This is a genomic window from Kitasatospora sp. HPM-01-4, assembly GCF_051374625.1.
Lineage (GTDB): Bacteria > Actinomycetota > Actinomycetes > Streptomycetales > Streptomycetaceae > Kitasatospora.
In genome coordinates, this window is record NZ_JBPQGP010000005.1 from 5,753,637 (window position 1) to 5,777,695 (window position 24,059).

General features: G+C 73.1%; 19 protein-coding genes. 13 read left to right on the forward strand and 6 right to left on the reverse strand.

The genetic code is table 11. The features are described 5' to 3' along the window. Window positions 1-11 precede the first annotated feature (11 nt). Together ACSMTC_RS25020 and ACSMTC_RS25025 are read right to left on the reverse strand one after the other, a co-directional pair. Window positions 12-911, reverse strand: a complete 900-nt coding sequence (locus ACSMTC_RS25020) for a LysR family transcriptional regulator (RefSeq protein ID WP_436561956.1) — start codon at window positions 909-911, stop codon at window positions 12-14. Window positions 912-1,037: 126 nt separating this feature from the next. After that, window positions 1,038-1,517: a MarR family winged helix-turn-helix transcriptional regulator gene (locus ACSMTC_RS25025; RefSeq protein WP_436561957.1), complete on the reverse strand. Its 480-nt coding sequence runs from the start codon at window positions 1,515-1,517 to the stop codon at window positions 1,038-1,040. A gap of 227 nt (window positions 1,518-1,744) precedes the next feature. Here ACSMTC_RS25025 and ACSMTC_RS25030 point away from each other — a divergent pair, with 227 nt between their 5' ends. Next, window positions 1,745-2,068 (forward strand): DUF2218 domain-containing protein, encoded by a 324-nt coding sequence (locus ACSMTC_RS25030; RefSeq protein WP_436561958.1) that lies wholly within the window; start codon window positions 1,745-1,747, stop codon window positions 2,066-2,068. Between the two features lie 34 nt (window positions 2,069-2,102). Here ACSMTC_RS25030 and ACSMTC_RS25035 read toward each other — a convergent pair whose 3' ends face one another. Then, window positions 2,103-2,720, reverse strand: a complete 618-nt coding sequence (locus ACSMTC_RS25035; protein ID WP_436561959.1) for a phosphatase PAP2 family protein — start codon at window positions 2,718-2,720, stop codon at window positions 2,103-2,105. 396 nt (window positions 2,721-3,116) lie between these two features. Continuing rightward, complete coding sequence (gabT, locus tag ACSMTC_RS25040) at window positions 3,117-4,475, reverse strand: 4-aminobutyrate--2-oxoglutarate transaminase (RefSeq protein WP_436561960.1); 1,359 nt, start codon at window positions 4,473-4,475, stop codon at window positions 3,117-3,119. A gap of 230 nt (window positions 4,476-4,705) precedes the next feature. Here gabT and ACSMTC_RS25045 point away from each other — a divergent pair, with 230 nt between their 5' ends. From ACSMTC_RS25045 to ACSMTC_RS25080, 8 genes are all read left to right on the forward strand, one after another. After that, a complete protein-coding gene (locus ACSMTC_RS25045; protein WP_436561961.1) occupies window positions 4,706-6,757 on the forward strand; it encodes an ATP-binding protein in 2,052 nt (683 codons plus the stop codon). Window positions 6,758-6,940: 183 nt separating this feature from the next. Beyond that, window positions 6,941-8,512, forward strand: coding sequence for a PucR family transcriptional regulator (locus ACSMTC_RS25050; protein WP_436561962.1), 1,572 nt, complete (start codon window positions 6,941-6,943; stop codon window positions 8,510-8,512). A gap of 341 nt (window positions 8,513-8,853) precedes the next feature. After that, window positions 8,854-10,296, forward strand: a complete 1,443-nt coding sequence (locus ACSMTC_RS25055) for an aldehyde dehydrogenase family protein (RefSeq protein WP_436564801.1) — start codon at window positions 8,854-8,856, stop codon at window positions 10,294-10,296. 103 nt (window positions 10,297-10,399) lie between these two features. After that, window positions 10,400-11,629, forward strand: coding sequence for a 1-deoxy-D-xylulose-5-phosphate reductoisomerase (gene dxr / locus ACSMTC_RS25060; protein WP_436561963.1), 1,230 nt, complete (start codon window positions 10,400-10,402; stop codon window positions 11,627-11,629). A 46-nt stretch (window positions 11,630-11,675) separates the two neighbouring features. Next, window positions 11,676-12,980: a M50 family metallopeptidase gene (locus ACSMTC_RS25065; RefSeq protein WP_436561964.1), complete on the forward strand. Its 1,305-nt coding sequence runs from the start codon at window positions 11,676-11,678 to the stop codon at window positions 12,978-12,980. 141 nt (window positions 12,981-13,121) lie between these two features. After that, window positions 13,122-14,282, forward strand: coding sequence for a flavodoxin-dependent (E)-4-hydroxy-3-methylbut-2-enyl-diphosphate synthase (gene ispG, locus ACSMTC_RS25070; protein WP_436561965.1), 1,161 nt, complete (start codon window positions 13,122-13,124; stop codon window positions 14,280-14,282). A gap of 175 nt (window positions 14,283-14,457) precedes the next feature. Then, window positions 14,458-15,333, forward strand: coding sequence for a GNAT family N-acetyltransferase (locus ACSMTC_RS25075; protein ID WP_436564802.1), 876 nt, complete (start codon window positions 14,458-14,460; stop codon window positions 15,331-15,333). Between the two features lie 270 nt (window positions 15,334-15,603). Continuing rightward, window positions 15,604-16,173, forward strand: a complete 570-nt coding sequence (locus tag ACSMTC_RS25080; RefSeq protein ID WP_436561966.1) for a GNAT family N-acetyltransferase — start codon at window positions 15,604-15,606, stop codon at window positions 16,171-16,173. Here ACSMTC_RS25080 and ACSMTC_RS25085 read toward each other — a convergent pair. Both ACSMTC_RS25085 and ACSMTC_RS25090 read right to left on the reverse strand, forming a co-directional pair. Continuing rightward, window positions 16,146-17,069, reverse strand: coding sequence for an aminoglycoside phosphotransferase family protein (locus tag ACSMTC_RS25085; RefSeq protein ID WP_436561967.1), 924 nt, complete (start codon window positions 17,067-17,069; stop codon window positions 16,146-16,148). The genes ACSMTC_RS25080 and ACSMTC_RS25085 overlap by 28 nt on opposite strands. Window positions 17,070-17,368: 299 nt before the next feature. After that, on the reverse strand, window positions 17,369-18,463 hold the full coding sequence (locus tag ACSMTC_RS25090; protein WP_436561968.1) for a ferritin-like domain-containing protein: 1,095 nt from the start codon (window positions 18,461-18,463) through the stop codon (window positions 17,369-17,371). 277 nt (window positions 18,464-18,740) lie between these two features. Here ACSMTC_RS25090 and rimP point away from each other — a divergent pair, with 277 nt between their 5' ends. From rimP to infB, 4 genes are all read left to right on the forward strand, one after another. Next, a complete protein-coding gene (rimP, locus tag ACSMTC_RS25095) occupies window positions 18,741-19,289 on the forward strand; it encodes a ribosome maturation factor RimP (protein ID WP_436561969.1) in 549 nt (182 codons plus the stop codon). 47 nt (window positions 19,290-19,336) lie between these two features. Beyond that, entirely contained in the window at window positions 19,337-20,338 is a 1,002-nt protein-coding gene (nusA, locus tag ACSMTC_RS25100) for a transcription termination factor NusA (protein ID WP_436561970.1), read from the forward strand. Between the two features lie 64 nt (window positions 20,339-20,402). Continuing rightward, a complete protein-coding gene (locus tag ACSMTC_RS25105) occupies window positions 20,403-20,702 on the forward strand; it encodes a YlxR family protein (protein WP_436561971.1) in 300 nt (99 codons plus the stop codon). Window positions 20,703-20,898: 196 nt separating this feature from the next. After that, complete coding sequence (gene infB / locus ACSMTC_RS25110) at window positions 20,899-24,042, forward strand: translation initiation factor IF-2 (protein ID WP_436561972.1); 3,144 nt, start codon at window positions 20,899-20,901, stop codon at window positions 24,040-24,042. The last annotated feature ends 17 nt before the right edge of the window (window positions 24,043-24,059 follow it).

The following is a 24,059-nucleotide window of genomic DNA, read 5'->3' on the forward strand; positions in this document are numbered from 1 at the left end:
CGCCCCGGCGGTCACCGTGCCGCCCAGTGGCTCCGGATCGCCTCCAGCGCGGCGGTGATCGCCGGCCGCCGGGAGGTCTGGGTGCGCCAGAGCACGAAGACCCGCCGGCTGGGTTCAGGGACGACCGGGCGGGCGGTCACCCCGGGTGGCAGCGGCCCCCGGCCGAGCCGGGGCACCAGGCCGATGCCCAGCCCGGCCGCGATCAGCGCGATCTGCGTCTCGAACTCGCCGACCTGGTAGCGCACATCGGGTTCGTCGCCGGCCTCGCGCATGGTCCGCACCAGCCAGTCGTGGCAGATGTTCCCGGACGGCACACTGATCCAGCGCTGCCCGAGCAGCCGGGAGACCGGGACCACGGCCAGCTCGGCCAGCGGGTGGCCGGCGGGCAGCAGCAGATCGACCGGGTCGATGCCGAGGTCCATCCGGGAGACCCCCTCGTGGACCGGGAGCGGTACGGTCGGCCAGTCCTGGACCAGCGCCAGGTCCACCTCGCCGCGGGCCACCAGTTCCGCGGCCGGATAAGGGTCGGCCTCCAGCAGCCGTATGTCGAGGTCGGGGCAGCGCTCGCGCAGCTCGGCCAGAGCGCCTGGCAGCAGCCCGCGCGCGCCGGTCGCGAAGGCCGCGAGCATCAGCCGCCCGAAGGGCCGGCCGCGCTGCTCCTCCAGCGTCACTTCGGCCTGTTCGACCAGGGCGAGAACGTGTTCGGCGGTTTCGGCCAGCCGCCGGGCGGCGTCGGTGAGGACCACGCCCCGGCCTTGGCGCTCCAGCAGGGTGGTCCGGGTCTCGCGTTCCAGTTTGGCGATCTGCTGGGAGACCGCCGAGGGCGTGAAACCGAGTGCGGCGGCCGCGCCGCCCACCGAACCGTGCACCGCGACCGCGTGCAGGGCCCGGAGCCGTCCGAGATCCAGCATGCAGTGATGCTAGAGGGCTTGTCCGACAGTCCTCGGCGCGGATCGGCCCGCGCCCGCCCTCGCGCCCGCCCTCGCGCCCGCCCCCGGGGTGACCCGACCGGTGGCCCGCGCCGTCGGTGACCGGGCTCAGCGTGCCGGGCGCCGGGACGGTACCGAGTCGTACGCCGCTTCGGCGGTCCGCAGCGCCTGGAGCAGCGCGTCCTGGTCGCTCGGGCTGATCGGGGCGAAGTACTCCTGGGCGACCTCGTGCCTGACCTGGTGGATCCGCTCCAGGGCCGCGCGGCCGGCGGGGGTCAGCACCACGCGGACGGCACGCCGGTCGGCCGGGTCCGGGGTGCGCGCGACCAGGCCCGACTCCTCCAGCGCGTCCACCACCGTGGTGGCCGAGCGCGGGGCGATGTGCAGGTGGTCGGCGAGCTCGCTCAGCCGCATCGCCTCGCGGCCCTCGTGGTCGGGGGCGTGGGCCAGCACCCGCAGCGCGCGGGCCTGGGCGGGGGTGATGCCGTAGGGCTCCAGCCGGGTCATGGTCCGCCGCCGGATCCGCTTCATCGCCCGGGTCAGAGTGTCGGCGAGCTCCGCGGCGGTGTCGACGGACGAGGTGGTCATGGCGGGCTCCCGGCTCGGGTGTGCCCCCGGCCGAGGCTGGGGGAGGGTGAGGTCAGGGTATCGGGCCTTTCCGAGGTGTGGTCCCAACAACATCTTGAGTCAGACTCAGTATCTGGGTTAGCGTGGGCCCGGGTAAGGTCACCCTTAGTCGCCTTGCCGAGATCGCCATGAGGATCCCGGGTCGCGTTCCGCGCGCCAGGGAGGATCCCCCGAACCCTGGAGTGCGCATGTCCCGTTCCGAAGCCCGTGTCGCCACCGACCGCCCGGCGCGCTACGGCAAGCAGCTGGCGGCCCATATGGGGCGCAAGATCGAGGCCGAGTGGTCCGAGGAGACCGGCCGCGGCCGGCTGGTCTTCCCCGCCGGTACCGCGACCCTGGTGGCCGAGCCGGACGCGCTGCTGCTCACCGTCGAGGGTGCGGCCGAGAGTCTGCCGGGTCTGGAGGACGTGGTCGGACGCCATCTGGTGCGCTTCGGCACTCGTGACGAGCTGGTGGTGGAGTGGCGCCGCGACGGCGGCGAGCCCGGCCTGGTCCACCGCAACGAGGAGTAGCCCGGCGTGCCCGCGCCCGGTGGGCAGGGCCGGGTCAGCGACGCCTGACCCAGCGGTCCAGGCCCCACAGCACCATCCCGGCCAGGCACCAGCTGGCGGTCACGTCCAGCAGCCAGTGGAAGTCGCTCCACACCAGGCCGGCGCCCACCCCCAGGCAGAGCAGTGCGGTCCCCGCGTGGAGCCACCGGCGGGCCGCCGCCGCCATGGTGCGCCCGAGCAGCAGGGCTCCGACCCCGTACGCGATCGCCGAGGTGGCGGTGTGTCCGGACGGGTACCAGCCCCACTGGCCGGATGCGAGTGGCAGCCCGAGCGGCCCCGGCCGGGCGAACCAGCTCTTCGCCGGTACGACCAACGCCGGGATCAGTACGGCGGCCAGCGCGGCCGTCGGCAGCGGCAGCCACCAGCGCCGCATGCCGCCGCGCCACTGGCGCCAGGCGGCCAGTCCGGCCGCGCCGAACAGTACCGGGATGGCCGGAACGGAGCTGCCCAGGTCGGCCAGCAGGACGCCGAAGCGGTCGAGCGCGGAGCTGTGCAGCCGGTGGTGCAGCGTGTGGACCGCCCGTTGGACGGCGGTGTCCAGGCCGAGCAGTGGCCCGTGGACGGCGACCTGCCAGGAGATCGCGGTCAGCACGACGAGGAGCGTCAGGGGCACGACAAAACGAGAGAGCCGCCCCGGAGCAGGGGGGAGAGCTCCGAGGCGGCTGTGGTGATCGCCGTTCCGTGCGCCCCGGGGGGTGTGGGCCGGACGGTCGGTCGATCGGTCTTCGGGACCGGCTGCCCCGGGCGGGGCGGCGGGTCGTGTCGCGAAGGGTTGCAGCTCGCTGTCCATCTGTCATGACAGTACGTCAAAGCCGATACGGAGCCGAGGAGATCCGTCGGTTCCGCACAGCATCTTCACCAGCCGTGGGGCAACCTCCACGGCCGGATGACCGTCTGCGGCGCCGCGGTCGTCCGCAGTCGAACGGATGAACGGACCCGGTCCGCCGACCGGGTCCGTTCATCCGAGTAGCCGGCCGGGCCGACGACTCCGGGGGCAGGCGCCCTGGGCTCAGGCGCCGGTGAAGGTGCCGTCGATCGAGAAGGCGCCCTCGATGATGTCCAGGCCCTCGTTGAGCAGGTGCTCCGGGATCACCAGCGGCGGCAGGAAGCGCAGCACGTTGCCGTAGGTGCCGGCGGTGAGCACCACCAGGCCCTCGGCGTGGCAGGCCTTGGCGATCGCGGCGGTGGCCTCCGTGTTGGGGTCCTTGCTGCCCGGCTTCACCAGCTCGACGGCGATCATGGCGCCGCGGCCGCGGACCTCGCCGATGATGTCGAACTTCTCCTGCATCGCCCGCAGGCGGCCCAGCATGATCTCGCCGATCCGCTGCGCCTTGCCGTTGAGGTCCTGCTCCTTCATGGTCTCGATGGCGCCCAGCGCGGCGGCGCAGGCCACCGGGTTGCCGCCGTAGGTGCCGCCCAGGCCACCGGCCTGCGCGGCGTCCATGATCTCGGCGCGGCCGGTCACGGCGGCCAGCGGCAGACCGCCGGCGATGCCCTTGGCGGTGGTGATCAGGTCCGGGACGATGCCCTCGTCCTCGCAGGCGAACCACTGGCCGGTGCGGCAGAAGCCGGTCTGGATCTCGTCCGCGACGAAGACGATGCCGTTCGCCTTGGCGAACTCGACGATCTTCGGCAGGAAGCCCTTGGCCGGCTCGATGAAGCCGCCCTCGCCCTGGAGCGGCTCGATGATGATCGCCGCGACGTTCTCGGCGCCGATCTGCTTGTTGATGATGTCGATCGCCTGGGCGGCGGCCTCGGCGGCGCAGTTCTCGGCGCCGGTCAGCCAGCGGTAGGGGTAGGCGACCGGAACGCGGTAGATCTCCGGGGCGAACGGGCCGAAGCCCTGCTTGTACGGCATGTTCTTCGCCGTCAGGCCCAGGGTGAGGTTGGTGCGGCCGTGGTAGCCGTGGTCGAAGACCACCACCGCGGAGCGCTTGGTGTACGCGCGGGCGATCTTCACCGCGTTCTCGACGGCCTCGGCGCCGGAGTTGAACAGCGCGGTGCGCTTCTCGTGGTCACCCGGGGTCAGCTCGTTGAGCTGCTCGGCCACCGCCACGTAGCCCTCGTACGGGGTCACCATGAAACAGGTGTGGGTGAAGGCGGCCAGCTGCTCCGTCGCCTTGGCGACGACCGCCTCGGCGCTGTTGCCGACGCTGGTCACGGCGATACCGGAACCGAAGTCGATCAGCGAGTTGCCGTCCACGTCCTCCAGCACACCGCCGCCGGCGCGCGTGACGTACACCGGGAGGGTGGTGCCGACACCGGCGGCCACCGCGCCCAGCTTGCGAGCCTGCAGCTCCTGGGACTTCGGGCCGGGGATCGCGGTGACCAGGCGGCGCTCCTGCGGGAGCTGCGTTGCAGCACTCATGCTGTTCTCCAAGTTTCTCAAGGCGCGGTCCTCGCAGGCTAAGGCCGTGTCACAGACGCGGGCATGCGCCACTCGGTAGCAGTTGCGCCTTCCGACTTGTCCTGTCCGGCCAGCGCGCGCAGGGCGGCTGGCGTAAGGCTCCGCTCCACTACATTGAGCGCGGGAGTGTCGCTGGTTCGGCGGCATGGGTATGGCACAGCCGGGCGGGCACAGGGAGCGGGGCCGGGGACATGGGACTGGACGGCACTCAGGGGAAATGGGCTGCACCGGAGGAACGGGCCTCGGCGGCCCTTCCGCAGCAGCGCAGCCAGCCCTTCGACCTGACCGCCTGGGTGAACGAGCCCCGGCCCGAGGCCGGGCCGGGCATCTACCGCTACGGCTACCGCCCCGTCGACCCGGACCGCGCCAAGGACGCCCGGGTTCCCGCCGGGCCGCTGCTGCTGCGCGCCGCGCTCAACCTGCTGGTCGCCTGGTTCGCCTACGTCTACGGTGTCGAACTCGTCCTCTACCTCGCCGGGCTGCTCGGACTGCTGGACGGGCTCGACCAGACCACCGCGCTGGTCGCGCTGGTCGCGGTGAACGCCGCCGTGGCCGCCGCCGTGATCAAGGTCTTCGGCCGGATGGGCCGCTGGCTGGAGGTCTGGCGCCGCTACGTCCTCCCGCTGCTCGCCCGCACCGTCACCCACGAGCAGCCCGATCCCACCGAGGCGGAGCAGCCCGCCGGGCCCGCCGATCCCTGGCGCCTGCTGCGGAACGGCGGTGCCCCGCTGGCCGCCCAGCGGCTCGACGGTGAGGCCGTCGGCGACGTCGACTACATCCGGATCCACCGGGCCTGGGAGGCCGTCCTCGGCGAACCCGCGCTGCTGTCCGCCTTCACCGAGGAGGTCGCCGCGCGCGGCGGGGCCGCCTGCGCGCACCCCTCCGAGGTCCGCGACCTGCCCGGGCGCGGCGCCCGGCACGACCTGCTCACCCGTCAGCTGCGGCTCGGCACCACCCAGGACGTGGTCAAGAACCCGCTCGCCCACCGCAGCGCCGGGCTCTCCCTCGACCCGGCGGTCCTCGGCACCTCGCTGCTGGCGGTGGGCCCGGCCGGCACCGGCAAGACGGCCAGGCTGGCCCGCCCGGTCGCCGAGGCGCTCTGCCTCCAGGCCCTGGCCGGGACGGCCTGCGCGGTGGTGGTCGGTGCGGCCGACGCCGACCTCGGGCCCGACGAGTGGTACGACGTGGTGATCGCCCCCGGCGACCCGGGCTCCGTGTACGGGCTGGACCTGTTCGGGGGCGCCGGGGAGGTGGAGGAGGCGGCGGCCCGGCTGGCCGACGCGCTGCTCCCCGACGAGCTGTCGGCCCGTGCCGAGAACGCCAGGACCGCCCTGCAGCAGATCGTCGGCCCCTTCCACGCCGCCCACCGGCGCTACCCGGGCGTGCGCGAGCTGCGTGCCCTGCTCGGCGGCGACCCCGACGGCTTCGCGGCCCTGGAGAAGGCGCTGAACGCCGTCGGGCTGCTCGCCGTGCACCAGCCCGACCTGCAGCACCGGGTGCGCCAGCGCGGCCGGGCCGACGACCCCGGCACGCTGCTCGCCGACCGGCTGGCGCTGCTCGACCGGCCGGCCTTCGCGGAGTGCTTCCCCGGGCCCGGGCCCGGCAAGCCGGCCTTCGCGATGCGGGTCCTCGACCACCCGCTGAGGGTCCGGGTCAAGCTGCCCGAGCGCAGCCACCCGGAGGCGGCGCGGATGCTCTCCCGGCTGGTGGTGGCGCAGTTCGTCCAGGCCGCCGGGGTGCGGCGGGAGCAGGCGCTGTTCGCGGGGCTGGTGGTGGACGACGCCTCGGCGGCGCTCGACGCCCACACCGTGCGCGGTCTGCAGCGGATGCGCAGCGCCAACGCGGGGGCGGTGCTGCTGCTGCGCACCCTGGTCGACCTGCCCGAGGCGCTGCGCACACCGCTGTTCGGGGCGGTCGGCTGCCGGATGGCCTTCCCCGGGATCGCTCCCTGGGACGGGAAGCTCTTCTCCGAGTCCTGGGGCACGCACCTGGTCGCCGAGACCTCGGTGACCCACACCCCGGACACCTCCGGCGGGCTGTTCCGCCGCTTCGGCCGGCTCGTCCGCAAGGCGCTCTCCGGGACGGCCGCCCAGACCGCGAGCGTCACCACCCGTGACGTGGAGCGCCACCGCTGGTCCCCCTCCGACCTCGCGCACGCGCTGCCCACCGGCCACGCGGTGATCTCGCTGACCACGGTGGCGGGCGAACAGGTTCCGCCGCTGCTGGTCGACCTACGCGGCTGAGCCGGTACCACCGGGCCGGGAGCGGAAGGAAACTGACGGTCCGAAGGGTCGGGTGGTGGTTTGGCCAGACTCCGCTACGGTGGATTCGGCCTCGCGGCTTGTCCGAGGCGTACATAATGGAGGCAGATTCCCCCCTCGCCTGATCGCAACGACGCGGCCGGGTCGAAAACACCGAAGGTCGGCATGCCCCCCACACTCGCCTCCGTCGTCCGCAACACGTCGCTCCACCTGACCGTGCTGGCCGGTGCGGACCACCTGGAACGGCCGGTCCGCTGGGTGCACACCAGTGAGCTGGACGACCCCACGCCGTTCCTTGAAGGCGGTGAGCTGCTGCTCACCACCGGCATCAAGCTCGGCAAGGCAGCCGGGCAGCTGCAGGCGTACGTGCACCGGCTGGCCGATGCGGGCGTGGTGGGTCTCGGCCTCGGGGTGGGCCTCTCGCACACCGAGGTGCCGCAGGCACTGGTGGAGGCGGCGGCGCAGCGAGGTCTGCCGCTGCTGCGGGTCCCGGAGGCGACCCCGTTCATCGCGATCAGCAAGACCGTCTCGGCGGCGCTCGCCGCCGAGCAGTACGAGGCGGTGACCACCAGCTTCGAGGCCCAGGAGGAGCTGACCCGGGCCGCGCTGGGAAAGGACGGCACCACCGCGGTGGTGCGCCGGCTGGCAGCCCGGCTGGGCGGCTGGGCGGCGCTGTACGACGGTTCGGGCGCGCTGTCCGCGGTGGCACCGGACTGGGCGGCCCGCCGGGCCGGCCGGCTGGCCGCCGAGGTGGACCGGCTGCGCCGCAGACCGGCGCCGTCCAGTGCCGCGCTGCAGGGCCGCGCGCCGGGGATCGACACCGCCGACGAGGACTACGTGGTGGTCCAGTCACTGGGGGCGGACCGCCGGCCCCGTGGCTTCCTGGCGGTCGGCACCGAGGACCGGATCACCCCGACCGAGCGGTACGTGCTCAACGCGGCCGTCGCTCTGCTCACCCTGACCCTGGAGCGCTCGCGCGAGCTGCGGCAGGCGGAGGAGCGGATGGGCGCGGCACTGCTGGGCATGGTGCTCGCGGGTGAGGTCGGCACCGCGCGACAGGTCGCGGCGGGTCTGTTCGGCGGGCTGCCGGAGGGCACCGTCAGGGTGCTGGTGGCGGGCGCGTCGACGGGGGCCGGGCCGGAGGCCGCCGAGGCGCTGAGCGAGCTGGGCGATCGGGCCGAACAGGCCGGCGGCAGGGTCGGCGAGCGGCTGCTGGTCTCCCGGGAGGACGGGCCGCACGGTCCCCGGCTGACGGTGCTGGCGGTGGACAACGGCGCGGCGCACCGGGCCTGCCTGGGCGCGGTGGAGGAGCACGAGGGCCTGGCGCTCGGCGTCTCGGCGCCGACCGGCCTGGAGGAGGCCGGGACGGCCTTCGCCCAGGCGGAGCGGGCGCTGGCGGTGGCGCTGCGCGGCGGCCGCCGGTCGGTGGACCACGAAGAGGTCGGCGCGGGTTCACTGCTGCCGCTGCTGGGCGAGGAGGCCGTGACGGCCTTCGCGGAGGGCCTGCTCCGTCCACTGCGCGAGCACGACCGTACGGCGCGCGGCGATCTGGTCGCCTCGCTGCGGGCCTGGCTCTCGCGGCACGGGCAGTGGGACGCGGCCGCCGCCGACCTGGGGGTGCACCGCCACACGCTGCGTTACCGCATGCGCCGGGTCGAGGAGTTGCTGGGTCGTTCGCTGGACGACACCGATGTCCGGATGGAGCTGTGGCTGGCCCTGCGGGCAGGCGAGGAGTAGGGCGCTCCGCCGGTACGTCCGCCGAGGGGCGAGGGAGGCCGGCCAGCGGCCCGGTGAGCCGCGCGAACGGGCGGGCACCAGGGGCGCTCCCGGCCGCCCCGCCCCGTTCCGAGGGGCGCTTCTTCCGCGGGCGGCCGGAGAGAACGGTGATCCCCGGGCTCCGTATGGTTCCCCACGACCGCCGGCCGACCCGCCCGCGAAAAATTTCCACTGTGTACTGGCATTCGAGCTGACCAGGACGTTGTGTCCAATCCGCTTTGCCGTTCGACACCCATACCCTCGGGTTCTGGCTCCATGGCCGTGGGGCACAGAGGTTGACGAGGGAGAGGGCCGGTATGACTGTGACCACCACCCATGAGTTCTGGCTGGCCGGCCGCCGGGCGTCCGGCGACGGGGACTTCGAGGTCCGTCATTCGTATGACGGCAGCCTGGTCGGCAAGGTCAGCGTCCCCACCGACGCGCAGGTCGAGGAGGCGGTCGCCGCCGCCACCGCCGCCCTTCCGGTCTTCGCCGCGACCCCCGCGCACGTACGTGCCGCCGCGCTGGACCACGTGGCCAAGCGCCTGGGCGAGCGCACCGAGGAGATCGCCCAGCTGATCACCGCCGAGAACGGCAAGCCGATCAAGTGGGCGCGCGGCGAGGTCGGCCGTGCCCTCTCGGTGTTCCGCTGGGCCGCCGAGGAGGCCCGCCGGACCAACGGCGAGACCATGCGGCTGGACACCGACCCGGGCGGCGTGGGCCGCTTCGCGCTGATCCGTCGCTTCCCGCGCGGTGTGGTGCTCGGTATCGCCCCGTTCAACTTCCCGCTGAACCTGGTCGCCCACAAGGTCGCCCCGGCGATCGCCGTCGGCGCCCCGATCATCATCAAGCCGGCCCCGGCCACCCCGCTGTCCGCGCTGGTGCTGGGCGAGATCCTGGCCGAGACCGACCTGCCGGCGGGCTCCTGGAGCGTGCTGCCGGTGCCGAACGAGAAGATGCCCGCCCTGGTCCAGGACGACCGTCTGCCGGTCATCTCGTTCACCGGTTCCGACAAGGTCGGCTACCAGATCATGGACTCGGTGCCGCGCAAGCACGTCACCCTGGAGCTCGGCGGCAACGCCGCCGCGGTCGTGCTCGCCGACTACTCCTCCGAGGCCGACCTGGAGTGGGCGGCCACCCGGATCGCGATGTTCTCCAACTACCAGGGCGGCCAGTCCTGCATCTCGGTGCAGCGCGTGATCGCCGACGCCTCGGTCTACGACGCGCTGGCGGAGAAGGTCGTGGCCAAGGTCCAGGCCCAGGTCACCGGTGACCCGAAGGACGACACCGTGGACGTCGGCCCGCTGGTGGACGAGAACGCCGCCAAGCGCGTCGAGTCCTGGGTCGAGGACGCCGTCGCCAAGGGCGCCAAGGTGCTCACCGGCGGAACCCGCGACGGCGCGACCTACGCCCCGACCGTGCTGGCCGAGCTGCCCGCCGACGCGATCCTGGCCCGCGCCGAGGTCTTCGGCCCGGTGCTCTCGCTGCACCGGGTGGACGGCGTGGACGAGGCCTTCGCCGCCGCCAACGACTCCGCGTACGGCCTGCAGGCGGGTGTCTTCACCCACGACCTGCAGACCGCCTTCCGGGCCCAGCGCGAGCTGGAGGTCGGCGGCGTGATCATCGGCGACGCCCCGTCCTTCCGCGCCGACCAGATGCCGTACGGCGGGGTGAAGGACTCCGGCGTCGGCCGCGAGGGTGTCAAGTCCGCCATGGAAGACCTCACCTACGAGAAGGTCATGGTCCTCACCGGCCTGGACCTCTGAGAAGGCCGCCGGCGGCCCGTCACCACGGTGTGGTGGCGGGCCGTCCGCCCGTCCGCCCCGGGCCCGCAACCGGGCGCCCGCCGGAGGGGACACAATGGACCGCATGAACTCGCTCGCTCACCCGCAGCTGCACTTCACCCCGGTCGTGAAGGACCCCTCCGGCCCCCGGGAGCTGGTGATCCTCGGCTCCACCGGCTCGATCGGCACCCAGGCCATCGACGTGGTGCTGCGCAACCCCGACCGGTTCAAGGTGGTCGCCCTCTCGGCGGCCGGCGGCCAGGTGGAGCTGCTCGCCGAGCAGGCGCTCCGGCTCGGCGTACACAGCGTGGGCGTCGCCCGCGAGGACGCGGTGCCCGCACTGCGCGAGGCACTGGCCGCCAAGGCCCAGGGCCGCCCGCTGCCGCAGATCCTGGCCGGGCCGGACGCGGCCACCGAGCTGGCCGCCGTCGAGTGCCACTCGGTGCTGAACGGGATCACCGGGTCGATCGGTCTGCGCCCCACCCTGGCCGCGCTGCGGGCCGGGCGGGTGCTGGTGCTGGCCAACAAGGAGTCGCTGATCGTCGGCGGGCCGCTGGTGAAGGCGCTGGCCAGGCCCGGCCAGATCGTGCCGGTGGACTCCGAGCACACCGCGATCTTCCAGGCGCTGACCGGCGGCAGCCGGGCCGAGGTGCGCAAGCTGGTGGTCACCGCCAGCGGCGGGCCGTTCCGGGGCCGCACCCGCGAGCAGCTGGCCGCGGTCACCCCCGAGGACGCGCTCGCCCACCCGACCTGGGCGATGGGCCCGGTCATCACCGTCAACTCGGCCACCCTGGTGAACAAGGGCCTGGAGGTGATCGAGGCGCACCTGCTGTACGACGTCCCGTTCGACCGGATCGAGGTCGTGGTCCATCCGCAGTCCATCGTGCACTCGATGGTGGAGTTCACGGACGGCTCAACGCTGGCCCAGGCCAGCCCGCCGGACATGCGGATGCCGATCTCGCTCGGCCTGGGCTGGCCGGACCGGGTCCCGGACGCCGCCCCCGGGTGCGACTGGACCAAGGCCGCCACCTGGGAGTTCTTCCCGCTCGACAACGAGGCCTTCCCGGCGGTGGAGCTCGCCCGCACGGTGGGTACGCTCGGCGGGACGGCTCCGGCCGTCTTCAACGCCGCCAACGAGGAGTGCGTCGAGGCCTTCCTGAACGGCCGCCTCGCCTTCACCGCGATCGTGGACACCGTGGCCAAGGTGGTCGCCGAGCACGGCACCCCCGCCTCGGGAACTTCCCTCACGGTCGAGGACGTCCTCCACGCGGAGGACTGGGCCCGCGCCCGGGCCACCGAGCTGGCGGCAGGCTGACAAACGGCACGTACGGCGAGCGGAGCGGCATGACGGAGGACGGGCAGTGACAACAGCGATGTGGGTGCTCGGCATTCTGCTCTTCCTGATCGGGCTGCTCTTCTCGATCGCCTGGCACGAGCTGGGCCACCTGTCCACGGCCAAGCTCTTCGGCATCCGGGTGCCGCAGTACATGGTCGGTTTCGGGCGGACCATCTGGTCCCGGCGCAAGGGCGAGACCGAGTACGGCATCAAGGCGGTCCCGCTCGGCGGGTACATCCGGATGATCGGGATGTTCCCGCCGGGGCCGGACGGGCGGATAACCCAACGGAGCAGCTCGCCCTGGCGCTCGATGATCGAGGACGCCAGGGAGGCCTCCTACGAGGAGCTCCAGCCCGGCGACGAGAGCCGGCTGTTCTACACCCGCAAGCCCTGGCAGCGGGTGATCGTGATGTTCGCCGGCCCGTTCATGAACCTGATCCTCTCGGTGGTGCTGTACCTCGGCTGGTTCATGGGCATCGGCCTGCAGATGCCGGTCCCGACCATCGCCACCGTCAGCGAGTGCGTCGTCCCGGCCGGATCGGCCACCGACACCTGTCCCAAGGACGCCCCGAAGTCCCCGGCCAACGCGGCCGGGCTCAAGCCGGGCGACACCGTGCTCGCCTTCAACGGCGACCGGATCAGCAGCTACAAGCAGCTCCAGGCCGACATCCGCAAGTCCCCCGGCCAGACCGTGACCATCCTGGTCGAGCGCAAGGGCGAGCAGGTCCCGCTCACCGCCGCGATCACCAGCAACACCGTCAACCCGGTCGACCGGGACGGCAACCCGGTCAAGGGCGCCCCCGTCCAGGCCGGCTTCCTCGGCTTCTCGCCGGCCGTCGGCGTGGTGCACCTGGGCCTGGGCCAGAGCGTCGACCAGATGACCACCATGGCCAGGCACGGCATCTCCTCGCTGGTCGAGCTGCCCGGCAAGATCCCCGGCCTGTGGCACGCCATCGTCGGCCACGACCCGCGCCCGGCGGACTCCCCGATGGGCATGGTCGGTGCCGCCCGGCTCGGCGGTGACGTCTTCGCGATGGACCTGCCGGCCACCCAGCAGCTCGCCTTCATGGTCCAGCTGCTCGCCGGGATCAACCTCTCGCTGTTCCTGTTCAACATGCTGCCGCTGCTCCCGCTGGACGGCGGCCACATCGCCGGCGCCCTGTGGGAGTCGGTGCGCCGCCGGATCGCCGGGCTGTTCCGCCGACCCGACCCGGGCCCGTTCGACGTCGCCAAGCTGATGCCGGTCGCGTACGTGGTGGCGGGCATCTTCATCTGCTTCACGGCACTGGTGGCGGTGGCCGACATCGTCAACCCCGTCAAGCTCAACTAGCCCCTGGCCGCCCGGGCGAATGTGCCCGGGGGACGGGCCGTGGCGTACCGTTGGTGGCCGGGTGTGCGGTTGTCGGCACACCCGGCCCGGCCGTTCGCGCGGCCGGCCGACGACACCTGACCCCTTGGGAACCCTGCGCACATGACCGCGATCTCGCTCGGTATTCCGTCCCTGCCGCACAAGCCGCTCGCCAAGCGCCGGTACTCCCGGCAGATCATGGTCGGCAACGTCCCGGTCGGCGGCGACGCGCCGGTCTCGGTGCAGTCCATGACCACCACGGTCACCGCCGACATCAACGCGACGCTGCAGCAGATCGCGCAGCTGACCGCCTCGGGCTGCCAGATCGTCCGGGTCGCGGTGCCGTCGCAGGACGACGCCGACGCGCTGCCGATCATCGCCAAGAAGTCGCAGATCCCGGTGATCGCCGACATCCACTTCCAGCCGAAGTACGTCTTCGCGGCGATCGACGCCGGCTGCGCCGCGGTCCGGGTCAACCCGGGCAACATCAAGGCCTTCGACGACAAGGTCGGCGAGATCGCCAAGGCCGCCAAGGACGCCGGGGTCCCGATCCGGATCGGCGTCAACGCCGGTTCGCTGGACAAGCGCCTGCTGGAGAAGTACGGCCGGGCCACCCCCGAGGCGCTGGTCGAGTCCGCGCTCTGGGAGTGCTCGCTCTTCGAGGAGCACGACTTCCGCGACATCAAGATCTCGGTCAAGCACAACGACCCGGTCGTGATGATCAACGCCTACCGCCAGCTCGCCGCCGCCTGCGACTACCCGCTGCACCTCGGCGTCACCGAGGCGGGCCCGGCCTTCCAGGGCACCATCAAGTCGGCCGTCGCCTTCGGCGCACTGCTGGCCGAGGGCATCGGCGACACCATCCGGGTCTCGCTCTCCGCCCCGCCCGCCGAGGAGATCAAGGTCGGCATCCAGATCCTGGAGTCGCTCGGTCTGCGCGAGCGCGGTCTGGAGATCGTCTCCTGCCCGTCCTGCGGCCGCGCCCAGGTGGACGTCTACAAGCTGGCCGAGGAGGTCACCGCGGGCCTGGAGGGCATGGAGGTGCCGCTGCGCGTCGCCGTCATGGGCTGCGTGGTCAACGGCCCGGGTGAGGCCCGTGAGGCCGACCTCGGCGTCGCCTCCGGCAACGGCAAGGGCCAGATCTTCGTGAAGGGCGAGGTCATCAAGACCGTCCCCGAGTCGAAGATCGTCGAGACGCTGATCGAGGAGGCCCTGAAGCTGGCCGAGCAGATGCAGCAGGAGGGCGTCGAGGCCGGCGCGCCCACCGTGGTCGCCGGTGAGTGACCTGTTCTGAGCGCCGCGGGGCCGTCCGTCCACGGACGGCCCCGCGGCGTGCTCCTTGGGACCGGCCGAGTAGGGTGCCGGGGGCCGACGCCCTCGGGCCGTGCACGGTCGCCTGTGCGACGAGCGGGGCTGGGCGAGTTCGATTGGTGAGGTGGCTGTGATCGATCGTGGTGTGATGCTCCCCGGGCCGTTCCAGGTCGCCCGCGCCCTTGCCGCCACCCGGATCCTGGACACCGCGGACCTCGACGACGCCCTGGAGATCCTGCGCCGCGACCCGGTGGCCAACGCCTTCGTCGCCACCCGGGTCGAGGCCGTCGGACTCGACCCCTGGCGGCTCGGCGGCGAGATGTGGGGCTGGTTCGACCAGGACGGCCGGCTGGAGTCGCTCTGCTACGCCGGGGCCAACCTGGTCCTGGTCAACGCCGGCCCCGAGGCCGTCAGGGCCTTCGCCGAGCGGGCCCGCCGACAGGGCCGCCGCTGCTCCTCGATCGTCGGACCCGCCGGACCCACCGCCGCCCTCTGGGCGCTGCTGGAGCGCAGCTGGGGAACGCCCCGTGAGGTCCGCGGCCACCAGCCGCTGCTCGCCACCACCGAGCCCGCCACCGGGGTGGAGCCGGACCCGCTGGTCCGCCGGGTGCGGAAGAACGAGATCGAGACCCTGATGCCCGCCTGCGTGGCGATGTTCACCGAGGAGGTCGGCATCTCCCCGCTGGCCGGCGACGGGGGCCTGCTCTACCAGGCCAGGGTTGCCGAACTGGTCGCCGCAGGACGGTCGTTCGCCCGTTTCTCGGAGGACGGCGAGGTGATGTTCAAGGCCGAGATCGGCGCGGTCACGGCCGGGGCCTGCCAGATCCAGGGGGTCTGGGTGGCACCCGAGCACCGCGGGAAGCGGCTCTCCGAGACCGGCATGGCCGCCGTGCTGGACTTCGCGCTGCGCGAGGTCGCGCCGGTGGTCTCGCTGTACGTCAACGACTTCAACGTCCGGGCGCGGGCCGCCTACCGCCGGGTCGGCTTCCGTGAGGTCGGCGCCTTCATGAGCGTTCTGTTCTGAGCGCGGTGCCGCTCGGGCTCCGGGTTTCCGCATCAGCGGGCCCGAGCGGGTCACCAGGCGGGGACAGTGGTAGTAACGTCCCGGTCGTGACTCCTCCCCGACCGCCGAAGCCGCGGGGCTTCGAGCCGGTCCGGCGGCCGGCGCCGGAGGGGCCCTGCCCGCTGCCGACGGGCGGGGACTGAGCGTACGGGCCGACCGCTCCGGAAGTGCCTTGGCATGGATTCGACCCCCGGCCGGCCGAGGCCGGTGGTCCCCTCGAAAGAAGGTCTGATGGAACAGCTCACCGAGGTGACGATCGAGGCCATCGACCTGGCCGCCTGGGCACCGTACGCGCTGGACGTGCAGGCGGTCGCCTTCGGACTGCGGCCCGAGGAGGTGGCGGTCCGGCTGCAGATCGTCGCGCGGCACGCCCAGCAGCCCGGGGTGATCGCACTGGGTGCGCTCAGCGAGGGGAGGCTGGTCGGTTTCGGCTACGGCATGCCCAACCAGCGCGAACACTGGTGGAGCACGGTGATCGAGCCCTATCTGGCCGCGCGCGGGCACGAGGACTGGCTGGACGGTGTGTTCGCCGTGACCGAGCTGCACGTCCTGCCCGGGTTCCAGGGCCGCGGCATCGGCAGCTCGCTGATCCGCACCCTGTGCGAGCGCTCCGGGCTGTCGCGCAGCATCCTCTCGGCCATCGACGCCGAGACCCCGGCCCGGCGGCTCTACCGCTCGCTCGGCTACCGGGACCTGGCCCGGCAGGTGATCTTCCCGAACACCGCCCGCCCGTACGCCGTGATGGGCGCGCGGCTGCCGCTGCTGACACCCGGTCAGAGCCAGGCGGCGAACTCCAGGTAGAGCTCGGCGCTCGCGGTGTCGCCGTACTCCAGAGCGCGCAGGCCGGCCGCGACGGTGCGGAACAGGGTCCAGCCGCGCAGCCGTTCGTGGTCCACCTCGACCGCGTCGGCGAGCTGGTGCAGCCGGCGGCGGGCCGCGGCGCGCGGGCCGGGGGAGCCGGCCAGGGTGTCCATCCGGTCCTGGGCCAGCCAGGCGAGGTCCCAGGCGCGTTCGCCCACCAGCGGTTCGGGGTTGACGGCCAGCCAGGGGGCCCGGTCGGCGGCCAGCACGTTGCCGTGGTGGAAGTCCCCGTGCAGCAGCACCTGTTCGGCTTCGCCGGCCAGCAGCCCGGCGGCCGTCTCCAGCGCCTCGTCGACCAGCGGCCGGGTCTCGGCGGCCGCGGGCAGGCCGCGGCGGCGGCGCAGTTCGGCCGACTGCTCGCCGGCCCGCTCGGCGAGCGAGGCGAACGGGTGCCCTTCGGCAGGCGGCACCCACAGCCGCTGGAGCAGGCCGGTGGCCTCCAGCATCGCCTTGGCCTCGGCGAGTGAGCGGAGCGGGATGTCGCCGTGCAGCCGCTCCAGCAGCAGCACCCCGGCGGCCGGGTCGGCGTCCAGCAGCAGGACGGCGCTGCGGCCGGCCCAGTGGCGCAGCGCCGCGTGCTCGTTCGCCGTGGCGGGGGTGACCGGCTGGGCCTTGAGGACGGCGAGCGAGTCGTCCGGGCGGCGGACGTAGGCGATCAGGCTGAGGCGGCCGCCGGGATCGGCGACCCGCTCCAGGGTGAGGTCCCAGCGGCTGACGTACCGGCGGACGGTCTCCGGGAGGGCGGACAGCCAGGCCTCGCCCGCCGGGCCGGTGGTGGCCCGGACGGTTGCCGCCAGACGTTCGGGGACGGTGAACTGCCCTGGTAGTGGCGACATGCTGGCCTCTCGCTCCGGTGCTTCCCCCTGTGGTTACCGCCTGCCCATTCTCGGCCCTCGGGGCGAAACCGCTGGTCAGGCGCACACGAAAATCGCCGGGGAACCCGGGGGACCACGGCGGCACGGGGCACCGCGGAAAGCGGAGGCGCCCGGTGAGCGAAGAGCCGTTCCCGGTACCCGCCTCGTGGTGCGGGCCGCAGCGCCCCGCCGACGATCACGGGCTCGACCGGTCCGCCGGTCCGGCAGGCGGTGGCCGCCGTGTCACGCGCCCCCGCGCGCCCGGTGGCACCGGGCGCTGGTCACCCCTTGGCGGCCGGCTGGTCCGGCAGGCCCGGGAGGGCGGAGAGGTCGGCGCCCCAGTGGGTGGCGCGCAGGGCGGTGTCGCGCAGGGCGGTGGCGGCACTCTGGCGCAGGGGCCCCGTGGTGGCGGCGACCAGACCGGCGTAGACACCGGTGAGCTGGGTCTCGATGTGGGCGGCGAGCTGCCCCGCGGTGGCGGCGCTGGTGACCGGGAAGGGCAGCCGGTAGCCCGGCGCGGCGGCGGTGGGGGTGGCGCCGGCGGAGCCGAGCAGCCGCTGCCACTCGTCGCGCTCGGCCTGGTGAACGGCGTACGAGGCGTAGCCGTCCTGGCGCTGCGGCCCGACGGGCAGCCAGGCTCCGACCACGCCGTACCCGTAGACGGCGGCGTGTTCGGCGGCCAGCGCGCTCTGCAGCGCGGTGGTGGAGGCGCTCGGCAGCGGCGCGGGGCTGCCGGAGGCGGACGGTCCGGTCGGGGTGGCGGCGGCCGAGGGAGCGGGGGCGGGCACGGTGATCGGCCCGCTGTCGCCGAGTGCGGCGGCGTGCAGTGCGTCCGAGGCCGAGACGGCGGCCAGCAGCTTGGCGAGGGCGGGCGAGGCGGCGTCCAGGTCGGCCAGACGGGCGCCCGCGGTCTGCCGTTCGGCGGCGGCGAGCGCGGCCACCGAGTTCACCGCACCGCCGGTCGGCCGGGTGCCGGGGGAGCCGCCCGGGCTCGGCGGGGTGCTGCTCGCGCTGGGCGGGGTGCCGCCGGGGGAAGCGCCAGCACTGGGCGGGGTGCTGCCGCCGGGGGAGGCACTGTCGCCGGGGGAGGGGAGCCCGGACGCCAGCGCGGTGCGGTGGGCGACCAGGTCGGCCCGGAAGGTCCGCAGCCGGTCCGCCTGGGCGGCGCCGGGCCCGGCCAGCACGGCGTCGTAGTCGGCGAGCAGGGCGTCGGTGGCGGCCACCGCCCTGGCCCGCAGCGGCAGGTCGGGATCGGGCCGGTCCGGGTGCCCGGCGCGGTCGCCGCCGCCACCGCCGCCACCGGTGCAACCGGAGAGGACCAGGGCGCCGGCGAGTAGGCCAAGAGCCAGCCGGGTCCGCCGGTTGGGGGACGGCATCGTCGTGCTCCCGCGGGGTCAGGGGGTGAGGTGACGTGGGAGACGGCGCCCCCCGTGCCGTGAATCATTACAGAACCGACACGGCCGCAACCGGAGATCACTGCTGTCACGTCAATGTGATGTTGCTCGCAATCCGGCCGTGGTGCTGCCCGGCAACAGGGTGCACCCGGCGGTCGCGTTGCTCGGCGGAATCGGCGGTTCCGGGGTTGACCGGATAGGCTTCGCGATGACTTAAGCACCTACCGACAACAGCAGACGCGGCCGAGGAGTCACCCGGATGAGCACCACCCCCACTGACCGGCTGCGCGCGCTGCTGGAGCCGCTGGCCGCCGAGGCCGGACTCGACCTCGAGGAGGTCAGGGTCACCCAGGCGGGCAGCCGTCGCCAGGTGCAGATCGACGTGGACGCCGACGGCGGTGTCGATCTCGACGCGATCGCCGAGTTCAGCCGCCTGGTCGGCCAGGCGCTGGACGACTCCGATGTGATGGGTGACGCCCCGTACCTGCTCGAGGTCGGCTCGCCGGGCGCGGAGCGCCTGCTCACCCAGCCGCGCCACTGGCGCCGGGCCGAGGGGCGACTGGTCAAGGCGAAGCTGGCGGACGGCAGTGAGATCGTCGCCCGGGTGCTGTCGGCCGACGAGGACGGCGCGCTGGTCGAGGTGCAGCCGGTCAAGGGCCGCGGCAAGGCCAAGGAGCGCCGCCTGGAGTACACCGAGGTCGGCAAGGCACGGGTCCAGGTCGAGTTCAACCGCAAGGACGACGAGAAGCTCCTGGACGAGTCCGAGGACCTCGGGCCGGACGACACCGACGACGCCTCCGACCACTGACGAGCAGGCTGAACCATGAACGTGATGAAAGAAGAGGAGGCGTAGCCGTGGACATCGACATGAGCGCCCTGCGTGGGCTGGTTACCGAGAAGGGCGTTCCGTTCGACCTGCTGGTCGAGTCGATCGAGTCGGCCCTTCTCATCGCCTACCACCGCACCGAGGGCTCCCGCCGCCGGGCCCGGGTCGAGCTGAACCGCAAGACCGGCCACGTCACCGTGTGGGCCCTGGAGGACCCCTCGGAGCTGGAGGAGGGCGTCGAGCCCAAGGAGTTCGACGACACCCCGAGCGGCTTCGGCCGGATCGCCGCCTCGACCGCCAAGCAGGTCATCCTGCAGCGGCTGCGCGACGCCGCCGACGACCAGACCTTCGGTGAGTACGCGGGCAAGGAGGGCGACATCGTCACCGGTGTCGTCCAGCAGGGCAACGACCCGAAGAACATCCTGGTCGACATCGGCAAGCTGGAGGCCATCCTCCCGCCGCAGGAGCAGGTCCCGGGTGAGGACTACCGGCACGGCACCCGTCTGAAGTGCTACGTGGTGGCGGTCCGCCGCGGCGTCCGCGGTGCCTCGGTGACGCTTTCGCGCACCCACCCCAACCTGGTGAAGAAGCTCTTCGCGCTGGAGGTGCCGGAGATCGCCGACGGGAGCGTGGAGATCGCCGCGATCGCCCGCGAGGCCGGTCACCGCACCAAGATCGCGGTCTGGTCCCGCAAGCCGGGCCTGAACGCCAAGGGCGCCTGCATCGGTCCGATGGGCGGCCGGGTGCGCAACGTGATGTCCGAGCTGCACGGCGAGAAGATCGACATCGTCGACTGGTCGGAGGACCCGGCCGAGATGGTCGCCGCCGCACTGTCCCCCGCGCGGGTGACGAAGGTGGAGATCGTCGACTACAACCAGCGCTCCGCCCGGGTGATCGTTCCCGACTACCAGCTGTCGCTGGCGATCGGCAAGGAGGGTCAGAACGCCCGCCTCGCCGCCCGTCTCACCGGCTGGCGGATCGACATCCGGCCCGACACCGAGGCCCCCGCCGGGGAATCATCTGCCGAGTAGTGAACGTTATAGCTGCCCTATCGTGATCGACGGGGCGGCACCATGTCCCTTCGGAGGGGTAGACTTGAGCGCGTCTGGCCGGACGCATGTCCGTGCATGCCCTGAACGCACCTGCGTGGGCTGCCGCAAGCGAGCGGCCAAACATGAGCTGTTGCGTGTCGTGGCGATCGAGGGCGTCTGTGCCCCCGATCCGCGCGGCGCACTGCCGGGGCGGGGTGCGCATCTGCACCCCGACCTGGCCTGCCTCGACCTCGCGGTACGTCGACGGGCGTTCCCCAGGGCCTTCCGGCTCCAGGGGGTGCTCGACACCGACGCTCTGCGCGCGTACGTCGGCGAGCGGGTAGGCGAGACCTCGGCGCCCTGATTTCTCAGGCGCGGCGAAGCACCACAGCAATGCGCAGTGCACGTAAGTACTCGTGCGCCGCGCGACACGTCAGGTACCTCGCGAGATGGAAGTAGGTCGAGATTGCGATGAGCACTCGATGAGTACGCGATGAGTACGCCCATGAAGTAGCGACAGTCCGGCGGACGATTACCCCGGACACGTAGACAGGAGCGAAGTGGCTAAGGTCCGGGTATACGAACTCGCCAAGGAGCTTGGCTTGGAGAGCAAGGCCGTCATGGCCAAGCTCACCGAGCTCGGTGAGTTCGTCCGTTCGGCGTCCTCGACGATCGAGGCGCCGGTCGTTCGTAAGTTGACTGACGCTTTGGGAGCGACGCCGCCTTCCGGTGGTTCCGCCGCAAAGCCTGGCCCGCGCAAGCCCGCGGCGCCCCAGCCCGCCGGTGCCGCCGGCGCGGCCGCACCCAAGCCGGGTGCCCCCACCCCCGGCCCGCGCCCCACGGCGACCCCGGGCCCCCGTCCGACTCCGGCCGTTCCCGCCGCACCTGCGGCTGCGGCCCCCGCCGCGCAGCGTCCGGCCGCGCCCACCCCGGGCCCGCGCCCGGCCGCGCGTCCCGCCGCGCCGGCTCCGGCCGCCCCGGTGGCTCCGGCGGCCGAGTTCTCCTCCCCGGCCCCGGCCGGTGAGGCTCCGGCCCGTCCGGCCACTCCGGGCCCGCGCCCGACCCCGGCGGCTTCCGGTGCCCGTCCGGGCCCGCGTCCGGCCGGTCCGCGTCCGGGCAACAACCCCTTCACTTCGGGCGGTGCCACCGGTATGGCCCGTCCCGGCGACCGCCGTTCCGGCGGTCAGGGTGAGCGTCCGCGTCCGGGTGCCGGTGCGCCCGGTGGCGAGCGTCCGCGTCCGGGTGGCGACCGTCCGCGTCCCGCCGCCGGTCCCGGTGGTGCCCCGCGTCCCGGCGGTGAGCGTCCGCGTCCGGGTGCCGGTGCGCCCGGTGGCGAGCGTCCGCGTCCGGGTGGCGACCGTCCGCGTCCCGCCGCCGGTCCCGGTGGTGCCCCGCGTCCCGGTGCTCCGGGTGCCGGTGCGCCGCGTCCCGACGGCATGCCCCGTCCGGCCGGTCCGCGTCCGGGTGCCCCGTCCCCGTCCGGCATGCCGCGCCCGAACCCGGGCATGATGCCGCAGCGTCCGGCCGGCCCCGGCCCGCGTCCGGGCCCGGGTGGCCGTGGCCCCGGTGGCCCCGGCGGCCGTCCGGGTGGTCCCGGTGGCGGCGGCGCCCGTCCGGGCTTCGCCGGCCGTCCGGCCGGTCCGGGCTCGCGTCCGGCCGGTGGCGGCTTCGGCGGTCCCCGTCCCGGTGGCGGTGCCCCCGGTGGCGGCGGTGGCTTCGGCCCGCGTCCGGGTGGCTTCGGCGGCCGTCCGGGTGGCCCGGGTGCCCGTGGTGGCACGCAGGGTGCCTTCGGCCGTGGCCCCGGTGGCCGTCCGGCCCGTGGCCGCAAGTCGAAGCGGGCGAAGCGCCAGGAGTACGAGGCCATGCAGGCCCCGTCCGTCGGCGGTGTGATGCTGCCTCGCGGCAACGGCCAGACGGTCCGTCTGTCGCGTGGTGCCTCGCTGATGGACTTCGCGGAGAAGATCAACGCCAACCCGGCCGCGCTCGTCTCGGTGATGTTCAACCTCGGTGAGATGGTCACCGCGACCCAGTCGGTCTCCGACGCGACCCTCGAGCTGCTGGCCGGCGAGATGGGCTTCGTGCTGGAGATCGTCAGCCGGGACGACGAGGACCGCGAGCTGCTGGAGTCGTTCGACATCGACTTCGGTGCCAACGAGGGCGGCGAGGCCGAGCTGGCTCCGCGTCCGCCGGTCGTGACCGTCATGGGTCACGTCGACCACGGTAAGACCCGCCTGCTGGACGCCATCCGCAAGTCCAACGTGGTGGCCGGCGAGGCCGGTGGCATCACCCAGCACATCGGTGCCTACCAGGTCACCACCTCGGTGAACGGCGAGGAGCGTCCGATCACCTTCCTGGACACCCCGGGTCACGAGGCGTTCTCCGCCATGCGTGCCCGTGGTGCCAAGTCCACCGACATCGCGATCCTGGTGGTCGCGGCCAACGACGGTGTCATGCCGCAGACGGTCGAGGCGCTGAACCACGCCAAGGCCGCCGGTGTGCCGATCGTGGTCGCCGTCAACAAGATCGACGTCGAGGGCGCCGACCCGACCAAGGTCCGCGGTCAGCTGACCGAGTTCGGCCTGGTGGCCGAGGAGTACGGCGGCGACACCATGTTCGTCGACATCTCCGCGCGCCAGGGTCTGCACATCGACGAGCTGCTGGAGGCCGTGGTCCTGACCGCGGACGCCTCGCTCGACCTGCGGGCCAACCCGGAGCAGGACGCGCAGGGTATCGCCATCGAGGCCCACCTGGACAAGGGCCGCGGCGCCATGGCGACCGTCCTGGTCCAGCGCGGTACCCTCCGCGTCGGTGACTCGATCGTGGTCGGCGACGCCTACGGTCGCGTCCGCGCCATGCTGGACGAGAACGGCAACAACGTCGAGGAGGCGGGTCCGTCCCGTCCGGTGCTGCTGCTCGGTCTGACCTCGGTGCCCCGCGCCGGCGACAGCTTCATCGTCGTCGAGGAGGACCGCACCGCCCGCCAGATCGCCGAGAAGCGTGCCGCCCGCGACCGCAACGCCGCCTTCGCGCAGCGTCGGGTCCGGATCTCGCTGGAGGACCTGGACAAGGCCATCGCGGCCGGCTCCATCGAGCAGCTCAACCTCATCATCAAGGGTGACGTCTCCGGTTCGGTCGAGGCCCTTGAGGACGCCCTGGTCAAGCTGGACGTGGGCGAGGAGGTCGAGCTCCGGGTGCTGCACCGCGGTGTCGGTGCCATCACCGAGTCCGACGTGGACCTGGCGATGGGCTCGGACGCCATCATCATCGGCTTCAACGTGCGTGCCGAAGGCCGTGCGCGCACCGCGGCCGAGCGCGAGGGCGTCGACGTCCGGTACTACTCGGTCATCTACCAGGCGATCGAGGAGATCGAGGCAGCGCTCAAGGGTCTGCTCAAGCCGGAGTACGAGGAGGTCCGCCTCGGCTCCGCGGAGATCCGCGAGGTGTTCCGTTCCTCCAAGTTCGGCAACATCGCCGGTGTGCTGGTCCGCGAGGGCCTGCTGCGCCGCAACGCCAAGGCCCGCCTCATCCGCGACGGCAAGGTCGTGGCGGAGAACCTCTCCATCGAGGGTCTGCGCCGCTTCAAGGACGACGCGACCGAGGTCCGCGAGGGCTTCGAGGCCGGTGTGACCCTGGGGTCGTTCAACGACATCAAGGTCGACGACATCATCGAGACCTACGAGATGCGCGAGAAGCCGCGCGCGTAAGTGCCGGTTGCCGGGGC